Origin of the sequence: uncultured Bacteroides sp. (assembly GCF_902491285.1) — a bacterium.
Lineage (GTDB): Bacteria > Bacteroidota > Bacteroidia > Bacteroidales > Bacteroidaceae > Bacteroides.
Genome location: NZ_CABUHK010000131.1, coordinates 1 through 8,497, shown reverse-complemented (window position 1 = coordinate 8,497; position 8,497 = coordinate 1). Strand labels below are relative to the sequence as shown.

The 8,497-nt window shown below is 44.8% G+C and carries 6 protein-coding genes; 1 reads left to right on the top strand and 5 read right to left on the bottom strand.

Annotated features, from left to right (window positions below):
• From RDN93_RS20895 to RDN93_RS20875, 5 genes are all read right to left on the bottom strand, one after another.
• The coding region (locus RDN93_RS20895; protein ID WP_308747276.1) for a GNAT family N-acetyltransferase at nt 1–571 on the bottom strand (571 nt) is incomplete at its 3' end.
• A gap of 320 nt (nt 572–891) precedes the next feature.
• On the bottom strand, nt 892–1,215 hold the full coding sequence (locus RDN93_RS20890; protein ID WP_308747275.1) for a thioredoxin family protein: 324 nt from the start codon (nt 1,213–1,215) through the stop codon (nt 892–894).
• Between the two features lie 186 nt (nt 1,216–1,401).
• On the bottom strand, nt 1,402–2,772 hold the full coding sequence (locus RDN93_RS20885) for a TolC family protein (protein ID WP_308747274.1): 1,371 nt from the start codon (nt 2,770–2,772) through the stop codon (nt 1,402–1,404).
• Entirely contained in the window at nt 2,769–5,882 is a 3,114-nt protein-coding gene (locus tag RDN93_RS20880) for an efflux RND transporter permease subunit (RefSeq protein ID WP_308747273.1), read from the bottom strand. The genes RDN93_RS20885 and RDN93_RS20880 overlap by 4 nt, the downstream gene beginning before the upstream one ends.
• A gap of 11 nt (nt 5,883–5,893) precedes the next feature.
• The gene (locus RDN93_RS20875; protein ID WP_308747272.1) at nt 5,894–6,994 is read right to left on the bottom strand and encodes an efflux RND transporter periplasmic adaptor subunit; all 1,101 of its coding nucleotides are present in this window, start codon (nt 6,992–6,994) and stop codon (nt 5,894–5,896) included.
• Nucleotides 6,995–7,473: 479 nt separating this feature from the next.
• Here RDN93_RS20875 and RDN93_RS20870 point away from each other — a divergent pair, with 479 nt between their 5' ends.
• Nucleotides 7,474–8,319: an AraC family transcriptional regulator gene (locus tag RDN93_RS20870; protein WP_308747271.1), complete on the top strand. Its 846-nt coding sequence runs from the start codon at nt 7,474–7,476 to the stop codon at nt 8,317–8,319.
• The last annotated feature ends 178 nt before the right edge of the window (nt 8,320–8,497 follow it).

The window sequence follows — 8,497 nt, the reverse complement described above, 5'->3', positions numbered from 1 at the left end:
GAAATTCTGCAAACGGACAACGGTTGGAGAAATAAACAGTGATACCCTTTTTATCGGGGCACTCTCCTGTTCGTGCAGGCTCATTAAACGTCGGATTCGGAGCATCAACATTCAATTTCTTCACCAACAGACTAAATCCTGTCGAAAGCTCTTCGCAAACAACAAATCCCTGTCGCAACAGCCATTTGGTATCACTCATAAAATGAAACTTTTTTGTTCCTACCACTGTCACCAAGCCATCCTTGCCTTGCTGCAAAGCGTCCTCTATCGCAGTTTGGAGCAGAGCTTTCGCATACCCTTTTCCTTTATACTGCCCGGCTACCCAAAAGCAGTTTATCAACAGGTAATTGTCAGCCTTCACAGGAACCCACCCGTTTTCGGCCGGGCCATATTCGATAAATACTTTCGCACGCTCATTCAAACGACGAAAAACATACCCGTTTTCAAATTGCTTCTTCAGCCATTCTTTTTTCAGGTTATAACTTTCCTGGCATTTCTTATCCGAGAAAGCGCAGCAGATATGTTCTTTCCCTATGTTGTCTTTGGTAAGCGTGATAAAGTCGATGTTCATAGTATCAGTTTTTTATTAGTAGTTTTTTTAATGAAATAGTATCGGATATTATATTATCCACAAAGATAAACATTCAAGTGTAGCAGTCATTATCCAATCCCGTAAAAATCAATATTATTTAGTAGAAAGTGAGGTACGGGCATAAAAAAAGGAGCAACGCCTTGCTCCAACCTTTGTTAACCTTAAATCTAATACTATGAAAAACACAGTGCAAAGATACGGACTTTCCGATTATCTGCAAATTATCCAAATAAAAAAGTATGTTTCATAACATGATTTAAAACTTTCCGAGGAATAACACCTCTTTTATTAATACTTTTTCAAGATTTGAATCCCTTCACGGCTCTTTCCAACCTTTCCAAAGTAAGTTCGCCGGATTGTCTCCAAAGTTGCTCTCCTTTTCTGAAAAGGATAAATGTAGGCGTTGATTCGATGGTGTAGAAATCTGTAAGGGCAGTTTCCTGGTCTACGTCTACTTCCACTACTTCGAGCGTTCCTTCCATTAGTTTCTTAAATTCCTCAACGACAGGTTTCATACGCTGGCAATGAGGACACCATGTGGCATAAAACTCTGCCATTACCCAATCGGCATTAGCCAGCTTCTCTTGATTCCGTTCCTCACGGGCTACTTTCTTCTCTTTCATAACTGATTACTGTTTTGATTAATAATTGCTACTTCAACAATACGAAAAGAGAGAAAGTTTAAAGGATAAACAATAATACACACAGATTTAACTATTTAATCCGTTTGTACTTATCCAACTTGTTTCCAATATCCGGACAAGCCAATCCTGTTTATATCCTTTCATTTAATCCCGGAAAACAAAATATCAATCATCTCTTCCACCTCCTAATGCCTGATAAAGATTAATCACAGCCTGCATCTGTTCAAACCTGTCACTCACCTGTGTAAGTTGCGCAGTAAGCAAATTTTGTTGGGCTGTTAAAACTTCCAGATAGGTCGATGTTCCCAAACGCATCAATGACTGTGTATATTGCACAGACTGCCTCAACGCTTCAACCTGATGAACACGCTGTTCGCTTTTTTCGCCGGAAGAATGGAATTGATATAACGCATTACTCACTTCACTGCCAGCATTGAGTAAACTCTGTTGAAAATTAAGCAAAGCCTCTTCCTGTTGGGCTTTCGCAATTTTCAGACGGGCGATATTCTTACCTTTATTAAACAACGGCTGTACTAATGAACCGATAGCCGTTGCCAGAAAACGGGCAGGATTCAGAATAGCCGTACCTGTACTATTCGTCCATCCGGCAGAAGCATAAATAGTAATTTGAGGATAGAAAGCCGAACGGGCGGAGTTTGTGGCGTAGTAGGCGGTAGCCAGAGCCATTTCCGCCTGTTTCACATCCGGACGGTTGGACAATAATTGTAAAGGAACTCCGGCAGAAAGACATTCGGGCATATCGTAACCGGCTTCCTGCCATTCGCTACGGGCAATAGCGTGTGGGGGCTGTCCCATCATAACAGACAGTACATTCTCCACTTCCCGAATCTGACGGCGTAAATCAGGCAATGTCGCCCTAATCTGATAATAGTTTGCTTCACTTTGCGTTACGGCTGCTTCATTGGTAAGCGCTGCTACTTTCATTGCCCGCATTGTCGCTACACTCTGTTCCCAGTTCCGGGTAGTTTCTTCACTGATTGCCAATTGTTTGTCGAGCATGAGCAAGGTATAATAACTGTTAGCAATGGAAGCAATCAACTGTGTCTGCACCGCCTGACGATAGGCCTCGCTTTGCAAAAGAGCCATCTTCGCCTCTCTCTTTGCATTCAACAGATTTCCAAACAAATCTATTTCCCAGCTTGCCGCGACGGGTAACTGATAACTTCGGGCAGCCGACTGACGGTTGAAACTATTGATTGTTCCCTGGGAGTTGAACTGAACAGAAGGCAGATAAGATAATTTGGAAGAAAGCAAAGCCGCTTCCGCCTGTTTAATTCGAAGTTGCTCTGTTTGCAAATCGACATTACTCTTCAATCCTAGCTCTATCAAAGTCTGCAAGGCAGTATCCCGAAAAACTTCCCGCCAGGGAAGATTTCCAAAATTCAAGGTATCGGAAGAGACTAGCGTATCCCGATAAAGTCCTTGCGTATTTACTTCCGGACGTTCATAAGCCTTGTAAATGTGGCAACTGCTCAAAAGAACAATTGCCGGTATTAATAATACTAATTTTCTCATATCTTCTTTCTTTTCATTACTTTCTCTTCCATATATTGGAATACGATAAACAATACGGGGACAATAAACAGCAAAGCCAATGTTCCTATCAGCATACCTCCTACGACGCCCGTACCGAGTGAAGTATTACCCTTTGCCCCCACACCGGATGCAAACATCAACGGCAGCAGGCCGAATATCATCGTAAGAGCCGTCATCAGGATAGGACGCAGGCGAACGACGGAAGCCGTCAGTGCCGAGAGTGTCAGACTAAGTCCAAGCCGTCGACGTTCCGTAGCGTATTCCGTTAGTAGAATTGCCGTTTTTGCCAATAACCCGATGAGCATGATAAGCCCCGTTTGCAGATAGATGTTATTTTCGAGCCCCATCATCTTAGCAAACAAGAAACTTCCTGCCAATCCGAAAGGTACGGAAAGTATGACTGCCAACGGAATGAAAAGACTTTCGTAAAGCGCGCATAATATAAGGTACACCAGCACAATGCAGATACCGAAAATAACAACCACGTTGCTTCCTGTACCAGCCTCTTCACGGGTGATACCGCCAAAGTCATATCCATAACCCGTAGGCAAGTATTCAGTAGCCACTTCTTTGACGGCACGAATCGCATCACCGGAACTATATCCGCCGGCCGCCGAACCATTTATAGCAATACTACTGAACAGATTGAAACGGCTGACCGATTCGGCACCATACACCTTTGTCAGCGTAACGAACTGTCCGACAGGTGCCATCTTCCCACTTTCATTGCGGACGAAAATATTATTAAGCGATTCCTTGTCAATCCGGTATTCGGGAGAAGCTTGAATAAGCACCCTATATAACTTTGTGAAGCGATTGAAATTGGAAGCATACGAACCACCATAATATCCGGAAAGAGTGCTCAACACATCATTCGGAGATACACCCGCCCGTTTACATTTCGCCGCATCCACATCTACCGAGTATTGCGGAAAATTAATACTGAACGATGTATAGGCTGCTCCAATCTCCGGGCGTTCCCTCAACTTCTCTATGAAAGACTGGCTCACATTATAAAGTTCTGTCAGGCTCCCCCCTTTTTTATCCTGCAAATAAAGTTCAAAGCCACTGCTCTGTCCATATCCGGCAATCATCGGCGGGGTAAACACAAAAACTTGTGCGTCACCAATGTCCGTCATACGTGCATTCAACGTATCCATCAACACCTCGACACTATTTTCTTTGCCGGGACGTTCATCCCAATGTTTCAGTTTGATGATAAACATACCATACGAAGAACCTTCGCCCGAAGTCAGTCCGTTTCCTGCCACCTTGGAGTAATGCTCAATCTGTGGCAAGTCCTTGATACGTGCTTCTATCCGGTCGAGCACAGAACGGGTTTGTTCCACCGTACTGCCCGGCGCCGTACTGACATCGACAAAGACAGAACCGACATCTTCCTGCGGAACCAATCCCGTCTTGGTAGTCTGCATGAGTACGACAAGCAATACGATAGCACAAGCCAACATCCCCCATGCCAACCATTTACGACGAATAAAGAACATGACACCACTCTTATATTTTGACTGTAACCGCCCGAACGATGTTTCAAATGCAATGCGGAAGCGGGCCGATAAAGAGCGTGTCCCTGCTCCGTGAGGACGCATAATCAGAGCGCACAATGCCGGACTCAATGTCAGCGCATTTACTGCCGAAATGCCGACCGCCACCGCCATCGTTATCCCGAACTGAGTATAAAACGTACCGGAAGTCCCACCCATAAACGCAACCGGAATAAATACCGCCATGAACACCAGTGAGCAAGATATAATGGCGGAAGTAATACCCCTCATGGCATCCACCGTAGCGAGATAAGGCGACTCGTAGCCGACATCGAACTTAGCCTGCACTGCTTCCACCACAACAATAGCATCATCCACCACTGTACCAATCACAAGAATAAGCGCAAAGAGCGTCAACAAGTTGATACTAAACCCCGCGACAGACAGAAAAGCAAATGTACCGACCAGTGAAACTATAATGCCGATAGTAGGAATCAGTGTGGAACGTAGATTCTGAAGAAACACATACACAATAAGTACCACCAGCAGAATCGCTTCTACCAATGTTTTGATTACTTCATCAATCGAAGCGTCCAGAAAGTCCTTCGTACTCATCAGATGGGCAATCTTCACCCCTTTAGGCAGGTCTTTCTCAATACCGGCCAAATAGTCATTTATCTCTGAAACCACTTCATTCGCATTGGAACCTGCCGTTTGGAATACCATGCAGGAAGTTCCTGCGTATCCGTCCGTCTGTCCGTCGAAGTTGTATGTTTGTGCTCCCAACTCGATTACAGCCACATCTTTCAGCCTCAACACTTCTCCGTCCGGCAACGAACGGACTACCATCTCTCCAAATTCTTCAGGCTTTTCCAAACGGCCTTTATACTTCATCGTATATTTAAAAGTGCTTCCCGAATTCTCGCCCAGCGAACCGGTAGGTGATTCGAGATTCTGTTCTCCCAATACGGTGGCTATATCATCCGGCACAAGGTTATATTGCGCCATCTTTTCCGGCTGTAGCCAAATACGCATGGAGTAATCCGACCCCATCGTCACAATCTCACCTACTCCCTGGATACGAAGAATAGCCGGTTGGATATTAATCTTCAGATAGTTGGTCAGGAAGTTTTCATCATACGCTTCATCCTCGCTATAAAGAGAAAAGATTTTCAGCATACTGTTCTGCCGTTTAATGGTAGTGACACCAATCTGTGTCACTTCCGACGGAAGCAGTCCGTTAGCCTTTGCCACACGATTCTGCACATTGACAGCCGCCATATCGGGGTCGGTGCCTTGCTTGAAAAAGACGTTAATGGTGGCAGAGCCCGTATTGGTTGCTTCGGATGTCATATAAGTCATGTTCTCCACCCCGTTGATGCTCTCTTCCAAAGGGACGATAACGGATTTCTGAATTGTTTCCGCATTCGCTCCGGTGTAGGAAGCGCGCACCATAACGGTAGGCGGAGCAATATCCGGATATTGTTCCACCGGTAAAGTCAGAAGACCAATGATGCCCACGAAAAGTATAGTGACCGAGATTACAACAGAAAGAATCGGACGGTCAATGAATTTTTGTACGTTCATGCTGATGGAAATTAAGAGTTAGTATTTCCAGTTTTTGACTGGCCGGTACTTATGGTTTTCGATTGAACAACCGTACCCTCCTTCAACGTGCTGACTCCTTCGGTGACAATCACATCACCTGCCGCCAGTCCGTTTTCAATGATATATTCTTTTCCGTCACTGGTTGCCGAAACAGTTACGAGAGTTGCCGTAGCCTTCCCGTTTACCACCCTGAATACGTATATCTTATCTTGTACTTCATACGTGGCACTCTGCGGAATAACGAAACAGGACTCCCGTTCATAAGGAAACACAAGCGTGGCCGAACCGCCGCTCAAGATAACTCCTTCCGCATTTGGAAAAGTTGCACGCAAACTGACAGCGCCCGTCGTGGCGTCAATCACCCCGCTCACCGCATCTATTGTTCCCCGATAAGCATATTCCGAACCGTCACTAAGAATCAGACGGACATCCGGCATGGCTACAAGTGCTTTGCGAAGCGAACCGTTCTGACGCGAAAGAGAAAGTATCTGTGCCTCGGTCATGGAGAAATAAGCATAAATCTCACTGTTATCCGAAACAGTAGTCAGCGGAGTAGTCATAGTGGGACTCACCAGTGCTCCCACCCGATAAGGCAACATTCCGGCTATGCCGTCAACCGGGCTTTTCACAACTGTATAGGAGAGATTATTGCGGGCATTCTCTTCCTGTGCCAAGGCCAAAGCCAGCTCGGCTTCCTGACTGGCAAAAGTATTTTCCGCCGTTTGCTTTTCGAGAGAAGAAATGATATGCTGTTTGAATAACTCCGCTTTACTTTCCATAGTAATGCGGGCGGTAGCTACGTTCGACTTGGCTACCTCGACTTGTGCCGTAGCTGTTTTCAACGCAGCCTCATACGGCACCTGGTCAATAATAAACAAAATCTGACCTTTGCTGACCTTTGCTCCCTCTTCTACACAAACGGTCGTAATAGTGCCCGATACCTGCGGACGAATCTCTACATCCTGACGACCTTGCAGAGTAGTCGTATAGCGACTGTAAAGAGTCTTGAAAGAAGAGGTAATTGTCATTGTCTCATACGTTTTAGCCGAAGCCCCGCCCGACGAATTTTCCCTGCAGGAAACTAAGGACATTCCGCAAAAAGAAAGTATACAGACTGCCTTTATCCATCTAATCCTAAACAAATTTTTCATATTCATGCTTAATTAAATTTTCTGGCTGCAAAGGTCGGAAAGCAAAGATGAATACATTAGCCTGTCAATGTCAAAGACAATAACCCAAAGAAGTTATGCGTCACAAAAGAAATGCCCCGGAACCATCACGGCCTCGGGACACGAACAAACACAAACACAAATAAAGTATGTAAAGTGTAGAAAAAATATGATAGGTAAAATTTGATGTTGCAAAGTTCTGCATTTTGCAATAGATGCATTAGCCTGCAGGATTCGTAGTGAATAGTCTCCAACAGCCATGCTGCATATATCGTACCTTATTATATAGAATCTCCAGTCTAATTAGCGACAATCAGAACGAACAGAGTATCAAACAGGACGGAAACATCCGGCGTATTGTAGTGAACTTTGCACGCGAAAACAATAAAACACTATTCATAATGAAAGAACAAGCTGAATACTCCAATCCTCACAAGGATACACACATGTCTGAACCTGTCATCTTCCGAAACTTCGGACATACCCCCAAAACTGTCACCTATTCCCTGCCCGATTTTCTTTATACCTATATCATAGCAGGCACCGGTAGTGTTAAGGTAGAAAACGAGAATAAACAATTCGTCTCCGGCGATAGTTTCGTAATAGCCCGCCGGCAAAAGGCCAGCATCATCTTCCTGCCCGACGAAGGAGAAGAAGGCTACTTTCACGCTATCAACATCCGTATTTCCGAAATGGATATAGATGATTATTTCTTTCACAACACTGCTCCGGACAAGAAAGACACAGGACTAAATGACAAGATACAACAACTGTCCGACCATCCTTTGCTTCATGGACTAAGCCTGTTGCTGGCAGACGGTATACGACAAGGATTTCGTGCCGAATGGAGATTTACAAAAATGAAAATACAAGAATGTATCCATATCCTAGTGGCACTGGACGAACGGATGTATTATTGGTTTGCGACACACAACCATTGGCAAAAAATTAGTTTACGCACATTTATGGAGAATAATTTCCGCCACAACATACCTCTGCAACAACTGGCACAAGCTACCGGACGTAGCCTCTCTACATTCCGGCGCGACTTTATTCAAGAGTTCAACACCACCCCTTCCCGTTGGCTCATTGCCCGCCGGCTGGAAGAAGCTTACTTCCTCATTACTTCCGGCAAACATCCGGGAGAAATTCTCACCGACCTGGGATTTGAAAGTTTCTCCCACTTCACCCGATGCTTCAAGCAACGGTTCGGAATGGCTCCCTCGCAACTTCTACGCAATCAATAACTTTCACAGGTTAGTCACATCGACTGCGACAGGCTAAACCGAAGTCTCTTTTTTCTCGACCTTTGCAACAACCAATTAAGTCTGTCATCTAATTCGCTCCGCTTTGACATACCTTAATAAAATTATTGCTGTCCGATAAAACTCAGAAAACGCGATACAGTATGGCTCGAACGCTGAT

Excerpts from the sequence above, each read along its gene's own strand:
- RDN93_RS20890 (WP_308747275.1), bottom strand. The coding sequence starts at position 1,215 with ATGAAAGAGAAGAAAGTAGCCCGTGAGGAACGGAATCAAGAGAAGCTG.
- RDN93_RS20885 (WP_308747274.1), bottom strand. The coding sequence starts at position 2,772 with ATGAGAAAATTAGTATTATTAATACCGGCAATTGTTCTTTTGAGCAGT.
- RDN93_RS20880 (WP_308747273.1), bottom strand. The coding sequence starts at position 5,882 with ATGAACGTACAAAAATTCATTGACCGTCCGATTCTTTCTGTTGTAATC.
- RDN93_RS20875 (WP_308747272.1), bottom strand. The coding sequence starts at position 6,994 with ATGTCCTTAGTTTCCTGCAGGGAAAATTCGTCGGGCGGGGCTTCGGCT.
- RDN93_RS20870 (WP_308747271.1), top strand. The coding sequence starts at position 7,474 with ATGAAAGAACAAGCTGAATACTCCAATCCTCACAAGGATACACACATG.